19 protein-coding genes are annotated in these 22076 nt (G+C 46.7%); 15 read left to right on the top strand and 4 right to left on the bottom strand.

Features of this window, described 5'->3' with window-relative positions; all coding sequences use genetic code 11:
• The first annotated feature begins 62 nt into the window (after positions 1-62).
• From L0Y31_RS12215 to L0Y31_RS12170, 10 genes are all read left to right on the top strand, one after another.
• A complete protein-coding gene (locus L0Y31_RS12215; RefSeq protein ID WP_234733351.1) occupies positions 63-710 on the top strand; it encodes a T9SS type A sorting domain-containing protein in 648 nt (215 codons plus the stop codon).
• A gap of 165 nt (positions 711-875) precedes the next feature.
• Complete coding sequence (locus L0Y31_RS12210; protein ID WP_234733350.1) at positions 876-1763, top strand: outer membrane protein assembly factor BamD; 888 nt, start codon at positions 876-878, stop codon at positions 1761-1763.
• Positions 1764-1777: 14 nt separating this feature from the next.
• Positions 1778-2092 carry a DNA-directed RNA polymerase subunit omega gene (locus L0Y31_RS12205; RefSeq protein WP_234733349.1) on the top strand — a complete coding sequence of 105 codons (315 nt, stop codon included), beginning with the start codon at positions 1778-1780 and terminating at the stop codon, positions 2090-2092.
• 117 nt (positions 2093-2209) lie between these two features.
• The gene (gene coaBC, locus L0Y31_RS12200; RefSeq protein WP_234733348.1) at positions 2210-3421 is read left to right on the top strand and encodes a bifunctional phosphopantothenoylcysteine decarboxylase/phosphopantothenate--cysteine ligase CoaBC; all 1212 of its coding nucleotides are present in this window, start codon (positions 2210-2212) and stop codon (positions 3419-3421) included.
• Positions 3418-4329 (top strand): type IX secretion system protein PorD, encoded by a 912-nt coding sequence (gene porD, locus L0Y31_RS12195; protein ID WP_234733347.1) that lies wholly within the window; start codon positions 3418-3420, stop codon positions 4327-4329. Before coaBC ends, porD begins: the two co-directional genes overlap by 4 nt.
• Positions 4330-4407: 78 nt before the next feature.
• A complete protein-coding gene (locus L0Y31_RS12190; protein WP_234733346.1) occupies positions 4408-4635 on the top strand; it encodes a hypothetical protein in 228 nt (75 codons plus the stop codon).
• A 45-nt stretch (positions 4636-4680) separates the two neighbouring features.
• The gene (recN, locus tag L0Y31_RS12185) at positions 4681-6348 is read left to right on the top strand and encodes a DNA repair protein RecN (protein WP_234733345.1); all 1668 of its coding nucleotides are present in this window, start codon (positions 4681-4683) and stop codon (positions 6346-6348) included.
• A gap of 20 nt (positions 6349-6368) precedes the next feature.
• On the top strand, positions 6369-6818 hold the full coding sequence (locus tag L0Y31_RS12180) for a hypothetical protein (protein WP_234733344.1): 450 nt from the start codon (positions 6369-6371) through the stop codon (positions 6816-6818).
• Between the two features lie 54 nt (positions 6819-6872).
• Positions 6873-7517, top strand: a complete 645-nt coding sequence (locus L0Y31_RS12175) for an SCO family protein (protein WP_234733343.1) — start codon at positions 6873-6875, stop codon at positions 7515-7517.
• Positions 7514-8002 (top strand): c-type cytochrome, encoded by a 489-nt coding sequence (locus L0Y31_RS12170; protein ID WP_234733342.1) that lies wholly within the window; start codon positions 7514-7516, stop codon positions 8000-8002. Before L0Y31_RS12175 ends, L0Y31_RS12170 begins: the two co-directional genes overlap by 4 nt.
• A gap of 4 nt (positions 8003-8006) precedes the next feature.
• Here L0Y31_RS12170 and lptC read toward each other — a convergent pair whose 3' ends face one another.
• Both lptC and L0Y31_RS12160 read right to left on the bottom strand, forming a co-directional pair.
• Complete coding sequence (lptC, locus tag L0Y31_RS12165; protein WP_234733341.1) at positions 8007-8567, bottom strand: LPS export ABC transporter periplasmic protein LptC; 561 nt, start codon at positions 8565-8567, stop codon at positions 8007-8009.
• A 79-nt stretch (positions 8568-8646) separates the two neighbouring features.
• Complete coding sequence (locus tag L0Y31_RS12160; protein ID WP_234733340.1) at positions 8647-9951, bottom strand: hypothetical protein; 1305 nt, start codon at positions 9949-9951, stop codon at positions 8647-8649.
• 317 nt (positions 9952-10268) lie between these two features.
• On the opposite strand from L0Y31_RS12160, the gene L0Y31_RS12155 reads away from it, so the two are divergent.
• Positions 10269-13817 carry a PAS domain S-box protein gene (locus tag L0Y31_RS12155; RefSeq protein WP_234733339.1) on the top strand — a complete coding sequence of 1183 codons (3549 nt, stop codon included), beginning with the start codon at positions 10269-10271 and terminating at the stop codon, positions 13815-13817.
• On the opposite strand, the gene L0Y31_RS12150 is transcribed toward L0Y31_RS12155, so the two are convergent.
• On the bottom strand, positions 13814-14542 hold the full coding sequence (locus L0Y31_RS12150; RefSeq protein WP_234733338.1) for a type III pantothenate kinase: 729 nt from the start codon (positions 14540-14542) through the stop codon (positions 13814-13816). The two genes, L0Y31_RS12155 and L0Y31_RS12150, sit on opposite strands and share 4 nt — an antisense overlap.
• A gap of 123 nt (positions 14543-14665) precedes the next feature.
• Here L0Y31_RS12150 and L0Y31_RS12145 point away from each other — a divergent pair, with 123 nt between their 5' ends.
• The 4 genes from L0Y31_RS12145 to L0Y31_RS12130 all read left to right on the top strand — a co-directional run bounded on the left by L0Y31_RS12145 (position 14666) and on the right by L0Y31_RS12130 (position 20051).
• On the top strand, positions 14666-15805 hold the full coding sequence (locus L0Y31_RS12145) for a mechanosensitive ion channel family protein (protein ID WP_234733337.1): 1140 nt from the start codon (positions 14666-14668) through the stop codon (positions 15803-15805).
• A 317-nt stretch (positions 15806-16122) separates the two neighbouring features.
• The gene (gene rho / locus L0Y31_RS12140) at positions 16123-18150 is read left to right on the top strand and encodes a transcription termination factor Rho (protein ID WP_234733336.1); all 2028 of its coding nucleotides are present in this window, start codon (positions 16123-16125) and stop codon (positions 18148-18150) included.
• 159 nt (positions 18151-18309) lie between these two features.
• Positions 18310-19242 (top strand): OmpA family protein, encoded by a 933-nt coding sequence (locus tag L0Y31_RS12135; protein ID WP_234733335.1) that lies wholly within the window; start codon positions 18310-18312, stop codon positions 19240-19242.
• 290 nt (positions 19243-19532) lie between these two features.
• Positions 19533-20051, top strand: a complete 519-nt coding sequence (locus L0Y31_RS12130; RefSeq protein WP_234733334.1) for a hypothetical protein — start codon at positions 19533-19535, stop codon at positions 20049-20051.
• A gap of 87 nt (positions 20052-20138) precedes the next feature.
• Here L0Y31_RS12130 and htpG read toward each other — a convergent pair whose 3' ends face one another.
• Positions 20139-21968, bottom strand: a complete 1830-nt coding sequence (gene htpG, locus L0Y31_RS12125) for a molecular chaperone HtpG (RefSeq protein WP_234733333.1) — start codon at positions 21966-21968, stop codon at positions 20139-20141.
• Positions 21969-22076: the final 108 nt, after the last annotated feature.

Below are 22076 nucleotides of genomic sequence, written 5' to 3'. Positions count from 1 at the left end.
TTTTTTTTTTAATATGTTTGTGGTGGGCACATATATCCACCCTACTATGAAGAGTACCAACTATGAAAAAATCTATACAATTATATTTTTGTTTAACCGGACTAGCCTTGCTGCTGTCGACGAGCTTACAGGCTCAGACAGATAGTACGCCTAAAAGCCGATTAGAAATGGGGCGAAAACCTGCTTCGACCGAGCAGCGTGATATTTCCTCTAAGAAATTGCCTTTTTTAAAGCAATCTGCTGTTAATGTACCTGATCGTGGTGTGACTGTTCGAAAGAATACGGCCATTAGTGAATATTTCCGCACGAAACTGCTTTCTTCTTCGACGCCTAAAGTGCTAGCCCGGGCAACCTCCTCAGAAGCCAGCAGCGCCTCAGTGGCTGAAACACGTCATTCAACGGCTGAAGAATCGAAGAAATCGGAAGAACGGATGTTTGCCAATGAACGAATTTCCGTCTCAAATATTTACCCTAATCCAGTTGTTGAAGATTATGCGGAGGTAGATTTTCAAATAATAGGAAACGTTAACGAGGCTAAAATTTTACTGTCTAACGTACTTGGGTCGCCTGTTGCTGAGCACTCCCTTGACCGCAGTGACCGCAGGCTTCGTATACCAACCCGTGATTGGAACAATGGCGTTTATTTTTATACGCTTTCGCTGGATGGCAAGAAGGTTGCTACCAAAAAGTTTTTAGTTCGACACCAGTAAGTAATTTATAACAAGGCCGCCGCTATACGCGAAGTTTAGGGTGTTTCACTACCCGGACTTCAACCATAGCGGCGGTTTGCATTCACCGCTACTGCACTATTTCAATCCGATCTTCGTTATCTGAATAATAGTGATTTGGCTGATTTTTATTATTTTTGCAGTCTTATGCAACATTGTCGGAGAGCAGGGATTATTGGAGTGGCGTTGCTGGTGTTTTTGGCTTCGTGCAGCCCATTTCAGAAACTTCAGAAAAAGGGGACGGACGTTGAGAAATATCAAGCTGCCGTTAGTTATTTCAAAAAAGGAGACTGGTACCGATCTGGTCTATTGTTTGAAGAAATTATACCCATCCTAAAAGGAAGTACCGAGTCAGAAATGGCCCAATTTTACCGGGCCTACACCGAGTACCACCAGGGAAATTACCAATTGTCGTCTTTTCACTTCAAGCAGTTTTACGAAACATTTGCGCGAAGCGATTATGCCCAGGAAGCCATGTATATGTATGCGCTTTCTCTGTATAAGGATTCACCGAGTTACAACCTGGATCAGTCTAACTCACTGACCGCCGTTGCCGCTCTTCAGGATTTTGTTAACACATTCCCAACCAGCCCCTTTAGCAAGGAATGTACCACCATGATTCTGGATCTGCGCAATAAGCTAGAGCGTAAATCATACGATAAGGCCAAACTATATTATAAAACCAGCGCGGCAAATATCGCTAATTACCGGTCAGCCGTCGTGTCTATCAACAATTTTCAGCGCGAATACCCAGACTCCGGTTTTAATGAAGAATTAGCTTATTTACGGGTTGATGCCCAGCATAGCCTGGCGCAAAATAGCTCGGTAGAAAAGCAGAAAGAACGGTACCAGGAAGTGGTTACTTTTTATCAGGGATTTGTTGATAAATACCCAAACAGCAAATATGCCCGCACGGCAGAAAAGCTGTTTACAGATAGCCAGAAAGAACTGGAACGCATCAACAAAGAAGAAAAAGAGAAAAAGCCTGAATCACAGCCTGCCGGCAAAGTCTCAACAGCAACAGCATCAAATTAAGCAGTACAAACGATATGGCATCTAATCCTTCACTGACTACGCGCGACGCGGATACAATCGCCGCTAAAACCGGTAACTTATATGAATCTGTATCGGTAGTTTCTAAACGCGCACGGCAGATATCTACCCGCATGAAAGAAGAACTCAGCAACAAACTTTCTGAGTTTGCTTCGGCAGTAGATAATCTTGAAGAAGTTTTCGAGAACCGCGAGCAAATCGAGATTTCAAAATATTACGAACGGCTGCCAAAGCCAACAACGCTGGCAACCGACGAATTTCTGGACGATAAAGTACAGTGGCGTTATACCGATCAGGACGCGACCAACTAGTTCTAACGTAAAGACGATCCTCTAATTGCAAGACGCTACGTCTGTAAAAGTTCGCCCTGAAATTTTCAGCGAATCTTGTGCAGACGTAGCGTCTTTGTCATTAAGCCTTCTCCATTTATGTCTCTACTTACGGGTAAAAGGATCTTACTGGGCGTAACTGGTAGCATCTCCGCCTATAAATCGGCCCTTCTCATTCGGCTTCTGGTGAAAGCAGGCGCGGAAGTTCAGGTGGTAATGACCAAAGCCGCTACGGATTTTATTACCCCTTTAACGCTGGCTACCCTTTCGAAAAAACCGGTGCTGACCCAGTTTGTCCATGACGAGACAGGCAGTTGGAACAACCACGTTGAATTGGGCTTATGGGCTGATTTGGTGGTAATTGCTCCGGCCTCCGCCCATACGCTGGCCCGAATGGCACATGGCTTTTGTGATGATCTGCTGTCGGCTGTTTACCTGTCCGCCAAGTGTCCGGTTTTTGTAGCTCCGGCTATGGATCTGGATATGTACCGCCACCCCACTACTGTAGAGAACCTACAACGGCTGGAATCATTTGGTAATCGAGTTATTCGAGCTGAACACGGCGAGCTAGCCAGCGGTTTAGTTGGCGAAGGCCGGTTGGCCGAGCCAGAACACATTATTCAGGAGTTGGAGCGTTACTTCGCTCATCGGTCCCTTCTGGCGACTAAACACGTTCTGATCACGGCTGGACCCACGCAGGAACCCATCGATCCGGTACGATTTATTAGCAATCACTCTTCTGGTAAAATGGGCTATGCCCTCGCTAAAGCCTTTGCTCAGGCGGGCGCTACGGTCACCCTCGTTAGCGGTCCGACGGCGTTGCCTCTCCCCGATCCCGCGATTCGGCGGCTTTCGGTGCGTTCAGCGCAGGAGATGTTTGAGGCTACTTCCGAGCACTTTTCTAGAGCAGACATCATTATATTGGCTGCTGCCGTGGCCGACTATACTCCCGCTCACCCAGCCACGCAAAAGATCAAGAAGCAAGACGCCCATTTTAACATTGAGTTGAGCCGAACGATTGATATTGCCGCTACTTTAGGAAAGCAGAAACGCGCAGACCAGTTTATGGTTGGTTTTGCGCTTGAAACCAATGACGAACTGGCTAATGCCATTAATAAACTTCACCGCAAAAATTTCGACTTTATTGTTCTTAACTCCTTACGCGATTCAGGGGCTGGGTTTGGACACGATACCAACAAAATTACCGTTATTGATAAAAAGGAAAAGATTCACGAGTTTGCTCTGAAATCGAAAGATGAAGTGGCCGCTGATTTGCTGCAACTTGTGGAAAAAGAGGTATCAATCGCATGAAACCAACATCTATACTATCGCTTCTTGCTGTCCTTCTGCTCTGCCTGCTCGGTAGGCAGGTTCATGCCCAGGAACTGAATTGCCAGGTGATTATCAATACCGAGCAAACGGATTTTAAAGCATCCACAGACCGGCAGATTTTTCCCCAGCTTCAGGCGTTCATTACGGATTTTATGAATAATCGCCGCTGGACAAACGACAATTACAGCCCTGAAGAACGAATTAATTGCCGGTTGCAGATTAATGTTATCCGCGTTCCGGTACAAAATACATACGAATGTCGTACACAGATACTGGTTACGCGACCGGTTTATGGCACTGGCTATGAAACCGTTACGCTACGATACATGGACAATACGTTCAATTTTAATTACCGCCAGAACGACCCCATGTATTTCAACGAAAACACCTACCAGAACGAGTTAACCTCGCTGCTGGCTTTTCACGCCATGATCATTCTGGGCACCGATTATGATACGTTCGGGAAACAAGGCGGAAAACCTTTTTACCAGCGTGCTTTCAATATCATGAACCTGGCTCCGAGCGGTGCAGGCTGGAATGCACAGGGTGATTTAAGAAATCGCTACTGGATGATTGAAAACCTGCAAAGCCAGCAATTTATTCCTTTTCACGAAGCGCTTTATACGTATCATCGGCAAGCGCTGGATACGTTTGCACAGAATCCGGCTGGCTCACGGCAGCAGGTTATTGGAGTATTGTCAGCGATCCAACAAGTTAGCCAGCAACGCCCTAACTCCATCGTTATCAATACGTTCTTTGATGCCAAGGGCGAGGAACTTTACAACATTCTGTATGAAGGAACGCGCGATGAACGGCAGAAAGCCTTTACTGTACTTTCGTCACTCGACCCTAGCAAAACCGAACTTTACCGAAAATTGCTTCGCTGATCGTTCTTCCATTTGAATCACTAATTTCGGTACTTATTAATTTTCATTCATTATACATCGAAAATCCGGTGTAATTTCATGGGTAAACGTTTAATTCGCATCCGGGCAGCAAACCTTCTCGAACAAACTGCTCGCCTAACGGGAACCGAAGTTAATCTGGTGTTTCTGGATGGTCGAACGCTACACGGGCGTCTGACCGCTGTCCAGGAGAGCCAACTAAGCTTGCGTGACAACATTGGTCACCGGCATACTGTCCCCGTTGCGGAAATTGACGAAGTAGTGTTCGACGAGGTGGCTCCATTCTGAACCGGAGCTTACCTGGCATTGTTTATCTCATGAGGATATTCCTATATGCTATCGCATTTACTAATAAAAAATTACGCGCTGATTCAACAACTGGAAATTAAACCAGACCGCTCCCTCAACATCATTACGGGTGAGACGGGCGCGGGAAAATCAATCATGCTGGGCGCGCTTGGGTTGCTGTTAGGCAATCGCGCTGATACCAAAGTTCTTTATAACGCTACCGAAAAATGCGTTATTGAGGGGACATTTGACATTTCCGGCTATATCATTGAAAATATATTCGAGGAAGAAGATCTGGATTATGAGCAAACCTGCGTAGTTAGGCGTGAAATTAGCACAACCGGCAAAACAAGAGCTTTCATCAATGATACGCCCGTCAACCTGGAGACGCTCCGACGCGTGACCAGCCAGATGATGGACATTCACTCCCAGCACGATTCTGTTCTGCTGGGATCCAATGATTTTCAGTTACAGATTGTCGATACCTACGCGCAAAATGACGAATTATTGCGTCAATATCGCGTTGATTACCGGGCATACCGCCAGAAACAGGAAGCCTACGACCAGTTGCTGAACGAGGCCTCCCAGATGAAGAAGGAGTTTGACTACAACAATTTTTTGTACGAAGAACTCGCTAAACTAACGCTACAACCCGACGAGCAGGAACAACTCGAGCAGGAATTGAATGTCCTCGAAAATGCCGAAGTGATTCGGGAGCGCCTTCAGCTATCTTATGATTACCTGGACAATGCCGAGCAGTCGGTGGTTGTTTACCTCAAAAGCGTAGTTAGCAACCTGAATTACATAAGCCGCTTATCGGATCAATTTGAGCAATTGCGCGACCGTGCTCAAAGCTCACTGATTGAATTAAGGGATTTAGCCGGTGAAATCAGCACAGAGCAAGAGGGCGTTGAGACCAATGAAACCCGCGCCGAAACCGTCCGCGAACGCCTGAATCTGGTCTATAATTTACAGACAAAACACCAGGCAAAAACCGTTCAGGAATTGCTTGCCATTCAGGCCGAACTGGAGCGAAAGGTTAGTAAAGTATTAAATCTGGATGACGAAATCGCCGCGGCCAAAGCCAGTGCGGACGATGCCTTACAACAATTGACTCAAAGTGCGCAAACGCTGTCGAACTCACGTAAAGAGGTGTTGCCACTAATTGAAAAAGAAATTGGCAGTTTGCTGAATGATCTGGGCATGCCAAACGCCTCTTTGGCTATCTCGTCGGAAACAGGCAAGCCGACAACCAACGGAATCGATACTATTTCGTTTCTTTTCAGCGCGAACAAAGGCGTAAAGCCCCAGCAGCTCAAAAATGTTGCCTCTGGAGGTGAATTCTCCCGCTTGATGATGGCGATTAAATACATTCTCGCTAGCAAACGCTCGATGCCAACCATTATCTTTGACGAGATCGATACTGGCGTGTCCGGTGAAATCGCGATCAAAATGGGAAATATGATGCAGGATATGGCGCACAATCACCAGATTATTGCCATTACGCACCTGCACCAAATCGCCGCGCAGGGTGCGGCTCACTATTTTGTTTACAAAGACCATTCTGGCAATAAAACAGTTAGCCAGATTAAAAAACTGAACTTCGACGAACGGGTTCAGGAGATTGCGCAGATGATTGGCGGAAACAACCCCTCGAAAAAAGTCATCAGTAACGCGCGTGAAATTTTGTCAGCCGCCCCTAAAACGCGCTGACGGTTTAGCTTACTATATCTATGAAAAAAGTAACCATCACCGTAACCTGTTTTGCCCTTTTATCTTTAGCCGCCTGTAAATCAGAAAGTAAAGAAGGAGTCGAAAAGTTAGAAGCTGAAGTTATGGCCGTTCACGATGAGGTCATGCCGCGCATGGAAGAGCTTATGCAGCTCAAAGGCCAGATTAGTGAGCAGCTTATCATGATAGATAGTACTGCCAAAACCAATAAGCTGACCGTTCCGTTACAGGATCGGATTAACGAGGGGATTATGATAAACCAATCGTTGGTTGAAGCCGATAGCTTAATGTCGGAGTGGATGTATCAGTACAAAGCGGATACCCTCAAAAGTCTGGACGAGTCTAAAGCGACAGAATACCTGAATCTGGAAAAGCAAAAGATTTCGCGGGTTAAGGAAAAAACCAACCAGAGCATTGACCGGGCGAAAAAGTACCTGGAAAGCCAACCTTAAGCGGAACGAAAGCAGCCATTAGCTTGTCTTTTTTAAGGTAAGATCCTCTATTTTATGAAAATTGTCAGTAAATTTTTTAGTACTGTAGTACTGGCCACCGGTCTGTTTGCCTGTTCATCGTCTGACGATCGATTGCCTATTTACGGAGAGCGCGAAACCACCACCAAAGAAGTGGATGGAAAAACTGTAGTTGATACCATTTATCACGAAATTCCAGCCTTTGAATTTACCAACCAGGATAGCCTGCCCGTAACCAATAAAACGCTCGATGGCAAAATTTACGTGGCTGATTTCTTCTTCGTCTCCTGCCCGACCATCTGCCCTAAAATGAAAACGCAGATGAAACGGGTTTACGACAAATATAAAGATAATCCCGACATCATGCTTTTGTCACATACTATTGATCCACAGCATGATACACCAGCCGTTCTAAAAGAATTTTCGGATGGGCTAGGCATAAAAAGCGCACAATGGCAATTTGTGACGGGCGACAAAGAGAAGATGTTTGCGCACGGCAAAAACTACATGGTGGTTGCTCAGGAAGACAAAGGCGCTCCCGGTGGTTTACTTCATAGCGGCCATTTTGTGCTCGTTGATAAAGAAAAGCATGTTCGTGGCATGTACGATGGCACTACAGAAGAGGGTGTTGATAAGCTGATGAGGGATATGGATCGGTTGCTGGCCGAGTATAAAAAATGAGCTATTTCACCACACAAAGTCAAAATATACGCAACAAACAAGGGCTGATAAAGTCTCTTCTTTTTCGCCCTTGTTTGCTGCCTTTGTACTTCTGCCTACCGTTCCTGCTTGCTTGCCAAAGTGAGGAAGAACTGAAGCGGGAGAAATATTTTGTTGCTGGTCAACAGCTTTACAAAGAGCATTGCAGCAATTGTCATCAAACCGATGGCAAAGGGCTGGCGGCCCTGTACCCACCCATTAATGGCTCTGATTACTTACGGAATAAGGAAAAAGTAATTTGCCTGATCCGGCACGGTCTAAGTGATTCTATTGTCGTCAATGGACGCCCCTACAACCGTCCCATGCCCGCCAATCCACAACTGGCAAACATCGAAGTTGCGGAGATTGTCACCTACATTTACAACGAATGGGGCAACGAGAAAACCATCTCAGAGGTTAAAGATGTCGGCAAAGTGCTGGATCAATGCGTGCCTCAAACGCCTTAAGTGGCTAAATACCAGTACCGGGCTCGATTCGAAAAACGCCTCGCGGCTGTCGGATGGAATAATCCGAAAAATCCTGATTTGAGTCTAATCCGTCGCCGTCAAGACGCTCACCCGTATTTTTCAGCAGGATATTCACGCGCTTTTCGGTATACACCTTTTTCGTTACCGGATTCCAGTTCAACTCGTCGGTTTTGAGCTGTTCGTTTTTTGCCTTGTTGACAACTACCACGTTACCCATCACCTTGTACATGTTTTTATCATTCATGTACCGGCCTGAATCCGCCCGCAGGGTAGTCATTACCTCTTGGTTGGGACCATAAAACTCAATGTTCACCGGTTTAGGATAAATCAAATCCTTACTCTCGTACTTTAACTGCAAAGGCGTGGTCATCTTTACTTTTAACAAACCAGCTTCGCTGTACAGTACCTGCACGTTGTTGATCTCTTCCAACGGCCCGGTATATGGCTTTCCTTTCTTAACCGCCTGTTTATCCTCGCAGGCCGTCAGCCCGACCAGGAGACTTACCGCTGCTATAGTGAAAAGTTGGTGTAATTTCTGGCTCATAGTCTCATACAAAAAACGCATTCTGTCTTCTAAAACAGAATGCGCTCTACCTGGGTTCACTTAAAAATCTTAATAAACGTTAATCAACTTTATAACGCTGGAACCAACGGTCGTTAAGCGACAGGCTCAATCCGATTTTTCCATAGCGTTCCCGGATCTGGTTATCCGTTAGAACGCCCCGCTGACCTGCCATAACGGACAACGTTATTGAATTGACAAAGCGCCCTACTGGCAACGAGAACCCTAAGCTCCCTCCCATATCCGTCAATTGTTTTCCATTGACAACGTTAGGCAATTGGGTATAATAAGCCCCCAGGCGGTAACTAATTAGATTGAGGTAGTTGCTTGAGGTTACGTTTGGCAGAAATTCAAGGCCGGCAGCGACCGAGTAGCTATCTTTCAAATTCCCCGATTGTCCGCTCAGCGTTTGGTATTTTGACCATTGCTGGTACGTTACGTCGACGCCAACCGTCAGCTTAAGTGCTTTTTCGAAGGAAAATCCGGCTCGCATCTTGGAGGGGAGCGTCAGGCGACCGCCCTGGTTCGAACGTACCGTGTCTGCCAATGACAAAGGTGTTTTCGCCCCTGTGTCACCCGAACCGGGCAAAAATTGCTGGTAGGTATCTGTTTCGCGGCCGCGAATTTTAGTCTGCGGCTCCAGAGTAGCGCCAACATTCAAATACCAGTCTTTATTTAGCTTTGGCCGCCACGCAGCGCCCAATCGCCAGGAAACATCGCTGTAAGTCGTTTGCGTAGATCGGGTTACAATAACATCATCAATCAAATTAATCAGTAACTGCGATTCCGAATCATAAGTGGCATTACCAAACAGGAAAGCGCCTTCAACCCCTGCATAGAAGTTTTTACCCAGGTGAAAACCGTTGGTGAATGTGGCTTTATTAAGAGCCCCGCGACCGATGTAGGAAGAACGGGAGTCGTAAATTGTTCCCGGTACGCGCTGATACGTAGTTGTGTTGTAATCCACAAAACTGTAAGGCCGCAGGCTAATTCCCATTGACCAGCGGTTTTTTACCGGAAAGCCCAAGGCGAGATAACTTAAATTGGCTCCAAAATCCCGTTGCGACTGGACTTGATCGGCAATTGACTTTACCTGTCCCAGCAAACCTACTTCAAAAACGGTGTTCCGGTTTCGGGCCAGCAAAGCCGGATTAGACGTATTCAAGTGGAAACCATTGGCATTGGATACTCCAATACCGCCCATTCCCATGTTCCAGATATTATTATCTCCGTAAAGTTCTCCGATGCCTTGCGAGGTGTAGGGGGAGTTGCCGAGTCCTTGCCCTTGCGAAGCGAGTGGACTTAAGCCGATCAATAACAGACTGGTATAGAAAAGTGAAGAAACGCCTTTACGACAAGTTGACATTAGATTTGAGCATGTTACGCTGTTGTATCAATAAGCTCCTTTACAGCGCGTTACGGTAAAAATTACAGTTCGACTATTTGTATACTAAATGATTTGATACCGAGTCATATACCTGTAAACGCGGGTAAAGAACCCAAAGTATAGGTTTCGGCGTACAAAGGTAATAAAAAAGCCGGACTCGGTTTAGAACAGTACTCCGGAAACCGCGCCAACGATGCAAAGCCTATTGAATTCGTTAGCAAAAAAGGAAAGAACCGAAGCAGCCCACGGTTTAATGCCTCCAATTTTGCTAATTTGTGCATTAATTAATTTGACCGATGACAGGCGGGGAAAAGCCATTCGAAGAAGATTTAACAACGGCTAATGAACGGTTTGAGCTTTTGGCAAAAGCGACACATGATGCCATTTGGGATTGGAATCTAGAGACCAATTACGTCTGGTGGAATCCCGGCTTCAAGGCCATATTTGGCTATGACATTCGGACTCATGCCGACGCCTGGTATGAAAACATTCATGCGGATGACCGAGATCGGGTTGTTCATGCCATTCATACAACCATTGACCACGGCGGAACAAACTGGGCCGCCGAATACCGTTTTCGGCGAGCCGACGGCACTTACGCGCACATTCTTGACCGGGGCTACACCATTCACAAAGACGGGAAAGCCATCCGGATGGTGGGCGCCATGATGGATATTTCCGAACGCATCCGTCAGCAGCAACTCCAGAAAGAAAGTGAAGACCAGCGGCTTCTGGCCTTGGAAGCTGCCGAAATGGGTACCTGGGACCTTGACCCCATCCGACATACAGTTAATTGGGATCGCCGCTGTCAGGAACTTTATGGTTTTTCGGCCAACCATCAGACTAATTATGAAAACGTTTTACAACACATTCACCCTGATGACCAGGAGCTTGTTAAAGAGGCTGTAGATTGGGCGCTTAATCCTGCTTCGGATGGCAACTACGATCTCGAATTTCGAACCATCGGTGCCGAAGACAAAAAACTGCGCTGGGTCCGGTGTAAAGGAAAAGCCTATTTTAATGAACAGGGCGTAGCCTACCGCTTCGCCGGAACGGCCCTCGATAACTCCGAAATAAAACGCAAAGACGCCGCCCTGAAAGACGTTGAACGCCGTTTCCAAACCGCCTTTGACAATGCGTCGGTCGGAATTGTTATTACGGATGTTCAGGGTCATTATCTACTTACCAATAAAGCCTATAGTACCATTGTCGGGTACACGCCGGAAGAACTTTATAACCACAACTCAACGGCTATTTCTCACCCAGAAGATATTCCCCGGATTGCCGTTCTACTGCGCCGTTTGCTGGAAGGTAAAATTCCTTCGTTTACTGTCGAACGGCGCTATTTGCGCAAGGATGGCAGCACCATCTGGGTTAAAGCCGATGCTTCGCTAATCCGCAGCGAGGACGGTATTCCAGAGAGCGTTATTGCTATCGTTCAGGACATTAACGATGAAGTCATCGCCCGTGAAGAGCAACAGAAGCTTATTTCGCTGGTTGAAAACAGCTCTGATTTTATTAGCCTGTCCGACCTTGATGGCCATGTCTCCTACCTCAATGCCTCTGCCAAACGCATGGTAGGCCTGGACGATTCCGACGAAATCCGGCGAATAAACACCGAATTTGTCATGCCCGAAGAAGTAGACAGGGTGAAAAACGAAGTTAGTACCAGTTTACGCGAGCAGGGCAAATGGTCGGGCGAAATTTTATACCAGCATTTTAAGACGGGTAAGGCCATTCCTGTACATGCCAACTCGCTCATTATTGTTGATCCGGTAACGAAAAATCCACTCGGCAGAGCCACGATATCCCGGGATTTAAGACCGGAAAAAGAAGCACGGAAGGCGCTGATAGAAAGCGAAAAACGGTTCCGCAATATGATTACCCAGGCACCGGTTGCCATCGGCATCGTACGAGGAGACAACTTTGTGGTTGAGTCGGCAAATGCCATGTTGCTGGAACTCTGGGGTAAATCCGAGTGGACTATTGGCAAACCCATTCTGGATGCTTTGCCAGAACTAGCTGGTCAGCCATTTCCCGAGTTGCTGCGGTCTGTTTACAAAACGGGCATTCCATACTATGGCTTTGAGACCCCGACGCAGTTAAAGCGAAATGACCAGTTAGAAGACCATTATTTCAATTTTGTCTATTCTCCGGCGCGGGAAAGTGATGGAACGGTAAGTGGCGTCATCATCATGGCCACTGAAGTAACCGCGCAGATCAAGGCCAAAAAGGAGCTGGAAGAAAGCGAAAGACGGTTCCGCCAACTGATTTTGGAAGCGCCGATGGCCACCGCTCTTTATGAAGGAGAAAATATGACTATCCGGCTGGCAAACGAAGCGATGGTCAAGTTATGGGGTAAAGATGACTCTGTGATTGGTAAATCGTTGCGAGAAGCTTTACCTGAGTTGGATGGCCAGCCATTCTTACAGTTACTGAAAGACGTTTATACCACAGGTGTTACGTATCAAACCGACGAAAGTAAAGCCGACCTTGTTGTTGACGGCCAGCTGCAATCATTCTATTTTAATTTTACATACAAGCCCTTGCGAAACGCCGAGGGAACAGTTTTTGCCGTCTTAAACATGGCAACCGATATCTCTACGCAGGTTTATAGCCGCCAAACCATCATTGAGGCGGAAGCTGGCCTACGGAACGCCATTGAATTAGCGAAGCTGGGTACCTGGAGCCTTAATCCAGCAACGGGCAGGATCATTTTTTCCACTCGGATGAAGTCGTGGTTTGGCTTTTCTGAGCACGAAAATAGCTTCGAAACCATGCTTCAGGCCATTGATGTGGCCGACCGCCCCCGCCTCATTCACGCTTTAGAGCAAGTTTTGGTGCCAGAGCAGGAAGGTAGTTATGACCTTGAATACATTGTTACGAATCGGCAAACGGGTCAGCGCCGCATCATTCATTCGCAGGGGCAGGCTTTTTTCAACGAGCAAACGAAGGCATACCTTTTCAATGGAACGGCCCAGGACATTACGACCCAGAAGCAAGTCGAACAGGAACTGGAAAAACTGGTCCAGCTGCGCACCGAAGAGTTAAACAGCGCCAACCTGCACCTTCAGGAGGTCAATCTGCATTTGCAACAATCCAATCAGGAGTTGGAGCAATACGCCTACGTGGCCTCGCACGACCTTCAGGAACCTTTGCGGAAAATTCGCCTTTTCTCCGAAATGCTTAACAACACATCCACCCTACCTCAGGATGTCAAAGCAACATTGGCAAAAATCATTGGGTCTTCTGAGCGCATGTCTCTGTTAATAAAGGACTTGCTGGAATTTTCCCGACTACTAAAAGCGGAACGTAATGTGCGACCTACGGATTTAAGCGTGACGATTCAGAATGTAATCACTGATTTTGAACTGGCGATTGAGGAAAAAGGCGCGCAGGTTGTCGTTGGGCCATTGCCAATTATCGAAGCGGTTCAGCTTCAGATGAATCAGCTATTTTATAACTTGCTAAACAATGCCCTCAAGTTTACGAAAGTAAGCGACGAAGGAACTCCGGTAGCTCCACTCATTACGATCCAGTCCCGTGAATTAACGTCTGAAGAAGCAAAATCCTACAATCTGTTGCAGGTAGAGGGCATCTATTACGACATTACGTTTACCGACAACGGCATTGGGTTTCAGGCGGAGTATGCCGAACGCATTTTTGAGGTTTTCAAGCGGCTACATACGCGCCATATTTACCCTGGTTCGGGCATTGGTCTCGCTTTGTGCCGGAAAATAGTCCAGAACCACCAGGGCGTGATTTACGCCGAATCCGAAGAAAATGTAGGCTCCATATTTCACATTATTCTCCCAGTAACCCAACCGATAGAAGAAAATAATTAAGACATAAGGTTATAAGTCAAAATACGATTCAGGCCAATCAGTACGAGATCTGGCACGGTAAAAAGAGAAGGCTTCAGGCTAGCCTCAAAAAATGGAGCATCGCCACCGCACAGCAATACTTTGATGGCTGGCTTTTCCCGCCGGTGCTTTTCCAGAATACCGTTGAGTTCGGCCTGTAAACCATTGATAACGCCCGCCTGCATGGCCTGGCGCGTGTTTTTGGCCAGAAGCGGCGGCTGTTGTTCTTCGGGCTCGACTAGCGGTAGCCGTTCAGTAAACGCATTCATGGCCTGAAACCGCATCCGAAATCCCGGCGAAATCATACCGCCTTGAAATACAGAAGCTGCATCAACCACATCATACGTAATGCAGGTACCCATGTCGATGACCAGGCAGTCTTCATCTGGAAATAAGACTTTAGCGCCAACCGCCGCCGCCACGCGATCAGCGCCAAGGGTATGCGGCGTATCATAATGTTTTTCGAGCGGAACCGGCGTTGTTCCTATTAGGGTAAGCAGCGGAAAGTCAGTCGGCAAATCCAATTCCTCCCGCAATGCTTCGCCTGGCCGGTTGGTAGATGAAACAATGATCGCCTCGGCTGGACTATCCATCAACAAACGTTTAAGCTCACTCAGGAGTACCTTATGCCGTGCCTGCACCAGTTGGTTTTGGTCAAACCAGGCGACTTTTATGGATGTATTCCCCCAATCAATAGCTACGTTCATACTTACCAATAAAATTATTTTAAAGTCGCTTTTATTTTTATCGACTGAAAACGACGCCGCAAAAATTGTAAATCCAAGCGGCATTGCAGAATTTTGGCAGAAAAAAGCACGCCGCTTCTATTCATGCAGACGTTGGAACAATGGTTCAGCCCCCAGATTCTGGAGAACTCTATTGGTACTATTCTTTTGTTCTCCGGCCTAATTCTGGCTGTTACCTTGCTCAAAAAACACGTCTCCACGATTTTGAGCAAGACGTTTTATGGTTTAATGCGGTCTAAAACCAGTGCCGTTCCGCTCTCGGAATTTATCCGTCTGGTTCGCAAACCCATTGAAATTTTGCTGCTGCTTGTTGTTGTTTACATCGCCTTCAGCCTTCTTTCTATTCCCTCCACCTGGGAGTGGCCACCCATTACCCAGTTTGGCACTCGCCAGATTGTGGCCCGTCTTTACCAGACAATCATTATGCTGGTGCTGATCTGGCTGGGCGTTCGAACCATTAAATTCTTCGCGCTAATTTTTCAGCGCCGGGCCGAACTGACCGAGACCAAGCTGGACGATCAACTCGTGCCTTTCCTGCGCGACCTGATTATTTTGAGTGTCTGCATTATCGGTGGTTTTGCCACGCTGGGCCTGGTATACGGCGTTAATGTGATTGGCTTAGTTACCGGACTTGGTATTGGCGGTTTGGCCATTGCGTTGGCAGCCCGCGAAACGCTCGAAAATTTGTTTGCTTCTTTCGCTATTCTGCTTGACCGTCCTTTTGTTACCGGCGATACCGTTACGGCGGGAACGGGCGTTAATCAAGTAACCGGAACCGTCGAAAAAATTGGCTTTCGGAGCACTCGCCTCCGCACGGATGAAGGCAGTCTTATTGCCGTTCCCAACCGGCTAATGGTTTCTCAATCGCTTGATAACCTGACTGAACGCAGACAGCGACGCGCGAAATTCCCCCTTCGGCTGGCTCTTGATACGCCGCCGGAAACGCTTCAGCGCATTGTGGAAGAGATTCGCCAACTGTTTGCGGATCACCCGATGACAAATGCCAATCCAGCCCTTATTTTATTTGATAGCTTCAACGAAAGTTCACTGGATATTTTGATTCAATATTACGTTTCTACTGCCGACTGGCGCGAGTTTAACCGAATCAAAGAAGAAATGAACTATCGGTTAATCAATATCGTTCACCATAATAACGGACAACTTGCATTTCCGACCCGGATGCTATATCTTCGCAACCAGTCAGAACATCCACTCGAACAATAGTCCGGGCCATAGGCAAATATTTTTGCCACCAGCCAAAACAATTTCTTTTCAAGGACGTTTTTTTTGTTGACAAATCAGGGGTTTCGTATTAACATTGTGGCAACAGTTCTTGTCATGAGATCAGCCGCAATTTGATCTACTCAGTAGTCTGACGCGTAACTACCAAATTACCACTTCTTTTTGTTAATTAACTGTCTTGTACTATACGTTTTAGTAGTCGTTTCTTTTAAGCATCAGAATATCCTCTTTGGTCAACACTCGTTCACAACACGCTCACTATCAATAAGTAAAGCACCTCTTTGCTTCTATTAGCCTTTATGTACAATATTGAAGAACTAAACAATATGCTATTGTCTGAGTTAAAGCCAATAGCCGAAAAATTCCAAATCCGCGACATTTCCAAGTATAACAAGAAAGAGCTGATTTACAAGATCTTAGACCAGCAGGCTATTGCACCTGAGGCTGCTCCGATCGCTGCTGATGGCTCTGCGGAAGCCGACGCGCCCGCTGCGGATAACCAGCGCCGTGGACGTCGCCCACGCGCCGAAGCTCCAGCGGATGCTGATAAGTCTGTTGACGCCCAACCCATTAGTAAACCCAGTGCTTCTGAAACTCGCCCAACCGAGCAGAAACGCAAAAACGAAAGTACAGGCAATCGTCCTGAACAACAGCGCCGTACCGATCGGCCCAATACCGATCGTCGTAACGGAGAAAATCGCAACCGGGTTAACCAACCGGTTTTAACAGAACCTAAAACCGAAGAATCGGTAGAGGCAACATCCGCTTCGGCACCGGCTTCGGCAGAAATAGACATTGACAATCGTCGGTCGCGGCAACGGATTCGGCGAGATGGTAGTGAACGTCCACAAGCGGAACAGGCCCCTGATTCTATCCAAGACGCCCCCGATGCTCCGGCTGAGGCGCCAGCAACCAAGCCTACGGCTCACGCACCTCGGCCTAACAAACGTTCACGGGAAGTTGAAGAAGCGGCTATTAACCTTGTATTAGAACCAGATACAGAGGAATTTTTTACCGCTCCTACTGAAAATGAACCACTTCAGGAAGCCTCAGCTCCAACGTCTGACTCGGAAGAAACAGCATCAGTAGCGGCCCAGCAGCCTGCTCAGCCAACGGTTCCGCAGCAACAACCGGAACAACGGCAGCCAGCCCGACCCGACGAATACACAAACCGGATACGCCGTCAGTATAACCAGCACATCCGCGAGTTTGACGGAATTATTGAGAACGAAGGCGTTCTGGAAATTATGTCAGATGGAGGCTATGGTTTTCTTCGCTCATCGGACTATAACTACCTCGCCAGTCCGGACGACATATATGTATCACCGTCACAAATTAAATTGTTCGGTTTGAAAACCGGCGATACGGTGCGGGGCCAGATTCGCCCCCCTAAAGAAGGTGAAAAGTATTTTGCACTTTTGCGCGTCTCTTCCGTAAATGGCAAAACAACAGAGGAAATACGCGACCGGATTCCATTCGAGTATTTGACTCCGCTGTTTCCCGAAGAAAAGCTGAATCTTAGCACGAAGCCGGACCAATATTCGACCCGTATTGTAGACCTGTTTGCACCGATTGGTAAAGGCCAGCGGGGCATGATTGTGGCCCAGCCTAAAACGGGCAAAACCGTTCTGCTTAAGGACATTGCCAATGCCATCACGAGAAATCACCCGGAAGTATACCTTATTATTTTACTGATTGATGAGCGTCCCGAGGAAGTAACTGACATGGCACGCAGCGTACGGGCGGAAGTGATTTCTTCTACGTTTGATGAGCAGGCTGAACGGCACGTTAAAGTATCGGCCATGGTTCTCGAAAAAGCCAAGCGCATGGTTGAGTGTGGTCACGATGTCGTGATTCTGCTTGATTCGATCACTCGTCTAGCTCGGGCTTACAATACAGTAGTTCCCTCATCGGGTAAAATTCTGTCGGGTGGGGTTGACGCCAACGCGCTTCACAAACCGAAACGTTTCTTTGGTGCAGCCCGGAACGTCGAAAATGGAGGTTCGCTGACCATTATTGCCACGGCTCTGATTGATACAGGTTCTAAAATGGACGAAGTTATCTTTGAAGAATTCAAAGGTACGGGTAATATGGAACTTCAGCTTGACCGTAAACTGGCTAACAAACGTGTATTCCCGGCTGTTGACGTAACGGCATCTGGTACTCGCCGCGAAGATCTGCTGCTTGATAAAGAAACGCTCCAGCGCGTCTGGATTCTGCGCAAGCACATGGCCGATATGAATCAAATGGAATCCATGGACTTCCTGCTTGACCGCATGCGGGGAACGCGTAACAACGACGAATTCCTGGTGTCCATGAATCGATAATATTTTAATCTTCAATAAAAAGCCTGACAATTTACATTGTCAGGCTTTTTTTATGACTGCTATTATTGAATGGTGGACTCAACCCAATTTGTTTTCTGGAAATAGCGAGACTTCGCGCATTCCTTAGCGTCAGAACGGAAACAAATTAAACATCCTTCCATGCTAACCAATAAAATGCCCTGGATCGTTTTGCTTTTACTATGGATGGGCGGTTCTGCCTATTGGCATGTTTGCCGCGTTAAGCAACTATGTCCAAATTTCGATACGCCTGCTCCTATGGCCTTTGCCAATTCTTCCGCACCTACCTTTATTAAACCAGCAGCCAGCCTAAACGATGGAAACAACTTCATTCTGAACTCACCGGATAACCTGGCTTTTGCGAAATCAGGTTCTTCTTTAGACATGAATACGGTTTCAACTGTACTCGATTCGCTAGCCACTTATTTGAAAAATAATCCAAACAGGCGATTACTGCTGACAGGCTTGTTTGGTGCTGACGAACAGAATTCTTCCAACGAGCCTAACCTTGGCATTGCCCGTGCAGAAGCGCTACGTGCTTTTCTAATTCGGCGGGGTGTTGCAACCAATCAACTGCTAATCCAGGGTAAACAAGCTACCGATTTAGTCTTTTCACCGAATGGAGATAGTCTTTACAATACCATGCGGTACACCTTTTTAGACGAATTGACAATTAAGGGCCAGAAACCCAGCGAGGAAGAGACTTTAGCAAAGGCTGAAAAGTACAGCTCTGTCTTTGAGCCAGTTAATCTTTATTTTAATACAGGTCAGACTACGTATATCGCTACTGAAGCCACCCGGACCTTCCTGAACGAAGCACAGCAATTTTTGAACGAACATCCTGACCAAAAGCTTCGAATCACCGGCTATACCGATAACGTAGGCACTCCAGGCATCAATCTTACCCTTTCACGAGTGCGGGCCAACGCCGTGAAAGAACAATTCATCAAAGCTGGTATTTCTGCCAGCCAGATTGAGGTTGCGGGAAAAGGAGAAGCTCAACCCGTGGCCTCTAATAACACAGCGGAAGGTCGGCGGGCTAATCGGCGGGCAACGATCGTAGTCATAAAATAATCCTTTCATTTCACCCAAATTCATCAGACGTATGTTTAACCTGAATCCTCTTCATTTGCCCGATGCAACGCTACACCACTTAATTATGTTGTTGGTTGCTTGTACGTTAGGTTTTATCATTGGTTACGTTAACCGAAAAAATCACATTCGTCAGCTAGAGCAAAAACTGCATAGCGTAGCTATAGACCTGCAAGAATGTCGTCAGTTCGGACATTAACCTGTTTACTGCTCAACTAGATTTATTTTCTAACGCTTAAGTTATTCACACCATACTTTAAAACTAAAAACGAATGTTCAACTTTGATCCTTTTAGCCAGGGTGTAGCTATCACCGAAATCCTGCTTTTACTGGCTTTCGCTGCCTTGGTTGGTTATTTAATTGCACATCTCCTTCTAAGCCGAAAGGCAACCGATTTACAAGAGCAATTAGAGGAGCAGGAAACAGCTTTGAATACCTGTCTCGAATACAAGCAAAAAATGGCTACCTTTTCCGCCATTGTACAGGATGATGATCATGCTGTCTTACAACGCATTGCAGCCCGCTCTAGTGAATTAAATTTCGACCGCATTGGCCGCGCATCTGTCTTGGAGGCAGATGATTTAAAAGACATTTCAGGGATTGGTCCTTTCTTTGAGAAGAAGCTGCACTCACTAAATATTTACACTTTCCGTCAACTGGCGAACTGTACTGCTGAAGACATCCAGAAAATCAACGAGATCACAGAATTTTTTCCGGGCCGCATTGAGCGCGAAGACTGGGTTGGACAAGCCCGCGCTCTGCACGAGAAAAAGTATATGAAAGCATTGTAAGACTTAACCTTCAAGCGCAACAACTACTTCTTAAAACGAGAAACCCCGACCAAGTTGGTCGGGGTTTCTCGCTTGTATCAGGAATCCTTACAAACCTTCTGCTGTACGGCGAACAAAAGCCGTCAGGTCAGCGCCAGAGAGCATTCCCTGGGTCAATTTTGCCAGATCCAGTAGTTGCTTAGCCAGTGTCTTCTGGGCGTCTTCATCTGCTTTCAGAATACGATCTACCAGCGGGTGGTTGGCATTAACGGCCAGGTTGTAGCTGTCAGGCAACGCGCCAAACATCATTTGATTTCCCCCACCCAGCGCCGACATGTCTTTCATCCGGCGGAAGAACTCAGGTAAGGTAATCGTTACTGGTAACTCATCGGTTGGCATTGCCTCGACCGAAACAGTCACAGCTTTGTCATTGGCTACCGCTTCAAACAAGGTTTTTAATTTATTTTGATCGTCTTCCGACAATACACTTTCGTTGGATACCCCCGAGTCAATCAACTTATCCAGCGTATCCGAGTCAACGCGTTTCAGGCTGATCTTTTCCAGTTTTGATTCCAGTGTGTTGATAAAATGCGGATCAAGAACGTTGTCCATCAACAACACTTCGTAACCCCGCTTCCGGGCAGATTCGATGAAACCGTCCTGTTTCTGACGATCCGTTGTGTATAACCACGTAACCGTTCCGTTTTTGTCAGTCTGGTTAGCCTGCACGGCTTCGCGGAATTCGTTGAACGTGTAGAATTTATTGTCTACTGTTTTTACCAGACTGAAATCTTTGGCTTTTTCATAAAACTTCTCGTCCGAAATTATACCATATTTGATAAACAGGCCTATGTCGTCGAATTTCTGCTCGAAGCTGGCCCGGTCATTCCGAAACATTTCGGCCAGTTTGTCAGCTACTTTCCGGGTGATGTAACCGTTGATTTTCTTAACGTTACTATCTGATTGCAGGAAGCTCCGCGAAACGTTCAGTGGAATATCCGGCGAGTCAATAACCCCGTGCAAGAGCATCAAGAAGTCAGGAACGATGTCTTTAACTTCATCCGTAATAAAAACCTGACGACTGTAGAGTTGAATTTTCTCCCGCCGAATCTGAAAGTCATTTTTGATTTTTGGGAAATACAAAACTCCTGTCAGATTGAACGGATAATCGACGTTGAGATGAATCCAGAAAAGAGGCTCTTCTGAGAATGGATACAGCTCTTTGTAGAAATTCTTGTAATCTTCGTCCTGCAGCTCCGACGGTGATTTGGTCCAGATGGGCGCTGTGTTATTGATTGTTTTTCCGTCAAATTCAATGCTAACCGGCAGGAATTTTCCGTATTTTTCGAGAATGCTTTGCAGCCTGGACGTGTCCAGAAACTCTTCTGAGTCAGGTGCAATGTGCAGAATGACATCTGTTCCATGCTCAGCCCGTTCAGCGGAGGTGATTTCAAACTCCGTTGAGCCATCGCACACCCAACGCGCGGGTTCGCTGCCCTCCCGGAATGACTTCGTAATGATCTCAACTTGTTCGGCTACCATGAACGCCGAGTAGAAACCTAATCCGAAGTGGCCAATGATAGCTCCTTTGTCATCAACCTTGTCTTTGTATTTTTCCAGAAATTCCGAAGCGCCGGAAAAAGCAATCTGGTTGATGTATTTTTTAATCTCTTCCGCCGTCATACCAATACCCTGATCGCTAACGGTAATGGTCTTGGCTTCTTTATCGAGCTTGACGGTCACTTTCAATTCGCCCAGTTCGCCATTAAACTCCCCAAAAGAAGCCAGTTTCTTTAGCTTCTGGGTTGCATCTACAGCATTGGAAACCAGCTCGCGCAGGAAAATCTCGTGGTCAGAGTAGAGAAATTTTTTGATAATTGGGAAGATGTTCTCGGTATGAATCGAAATCTGCCCTTTCTCGTGTTGGATTGCTTCCATATTTCAATGATAGACTAACTGAATACTAGTGATGATTGCCGCATTTTCAAATCTCGTTCCAAAAAACGCTATTCTGACAAACTGACAGACAGCCTTTTTTTGCAGCAA

Origin of the sequence: Tellurirhabdus bombi (assembly GCF_021484805.1) — a bacterium.
Classification (GTDB): Bacteria; Bacteroidota; Bacteroidia; order Cytophagales; family Spirosomataceae; genus Tellurirhabdus; species Tellurirhabdus bombi.
This window is presented reverse-complemented; position numbering and strand designations above follow the sequence as displayed.

Excerpts from the sequence above, each read along its gene's own strand:
- coaBC (WP_234733348.1), top strand. The coding sequence starts at position 2,210 with ATGTCTCTACTTACGGGTAAAAGGATCTTACTGGGCGTAACTGGTAGC.
- L0Y31_RS12170 (WP_234733342.1), top strand. The coding sequence starts at position 7,514 with ATGAGCTATTTCACCACACAAAGTCAAAATATACGCAACAAACAAGGG.
- L0Y31_RS12190 (WP_234733346.1), top strand. The coding sequence starts at position 4,408 with ATGGGTAAACGTTTAATTCGCATCCGGGCAGCAAACCTTCTCGAACAA.
- porD (WP_234733347.1), top strand. The coding sequence starts at position 3,418 with ATGAAACCAACATCTATACTATCGCTTCTTGCTGTCCTTCTGCTCTGC.
- rho (WP_234733336.1), top strand. The coding sequence starts at position 16,123 with ATGTACAATATTGAAGAACTAAACAATATGCTATTGTCTGAGTTAAAG.
- L0Y31_RS12175 (WP_234733343.1), top strand. The coding sequence starts at position 6,873 with ATGAAAATTGTCAGTAAATTTTTTAGTACTGTAGTACTGGCCACCGGT.
- L0Y31_RS12130 (WP_234733334.1), top strand. The coding sequence starts at position 19,533 with ATGTTCAACTTTGATCCTTTTAGCCAGGGTGTAGCTATCACCGAAATC.
- L0Y31_RS12215 (WP_234733351.1), top strand. The coding sequence starts at position 63 with ATGAAAAAATCTATACAATTATATTTTTGTTTAACCGGACTAGCCTTG.
- lptC (WP_234733341.1), bottom strand. The coding sequence starts at position 8,567 with ATGAGCCAGAAATTACACCAACTTTTCACTATAGCAGCGGTAAGTCTC.
- L0Y31_RS12160 (WP_234733340.1), bottom strand. The coding sequence starts at position 9,951 with ATGTCAACTTGTCGTAAAGGCGTTTCTTCACTTTTCTATACCAGTCTG.
- L0Y31_RS12145 (WP_234733337.1), top strand. The coding sequence starts at position 14,666 with ATGCAGACGTTGGAACAATGGTTCAGCCCCCAGATTCTGGAGAACTCT.
- htpG (WP_234733333.1), bottom strand. The coding sequence starts at position 21,968 with ATGGAAGCAATCCAACACGAGAAAGGGCAGATTTCGATTCATACCGAG.
- L0Y31_RS12210 (WP_234733350.1), top strand. The coding sequence starts at position 876 with ATGCAACATTGTCGGAGAGCAGGGATTATTGGAGTGGCGTTGCTGGTG.
- L0Y31_RS12205 (WP_234733349.1), top strand. The coding sequence starts at position 1,778 with ATGGCATCTAATCCTTCACTGACTACGCGCGACGCGGATACAATCGCC.
- L0Y31_RS12135 (WP_234733335.1), top strand. The coding sequence starts at position 18,310 with ATGCTAACCAATAAAATGCCCTGGATCGTTTTGCTTTTACTATGGATG.
- recN (WP_234733345.1), top strand. The coding sequence starts at position 4,681 with ATGCTATCGCATTTACTAATAAAAAATTACGCGCTGATTCAACAACTG.
- L0Y31_RS12150 (WP_234733338.1), bottom strand. The coding sequence starts at position 14,542 with ATGAACGTAGCTATTGATTGGGGGAATACATCCATAAAAGTCGCCTGG.
- L0Y31_RS12180 (WP_234733344.1), top strand. The coding sequence starts at position 6,369 with ATGAAAAAAGTAACCATCACCGTAACCTGTTTTGCCCTTTTATCTTTA.
- L0Y31_RS12155 (WP_234733339.1), top strand. The coding sequence starts at position 10,269 with ATGACAGGCGGGGAAAAGCCATTCGAAGAAGATTTAACAACGGCTAAT.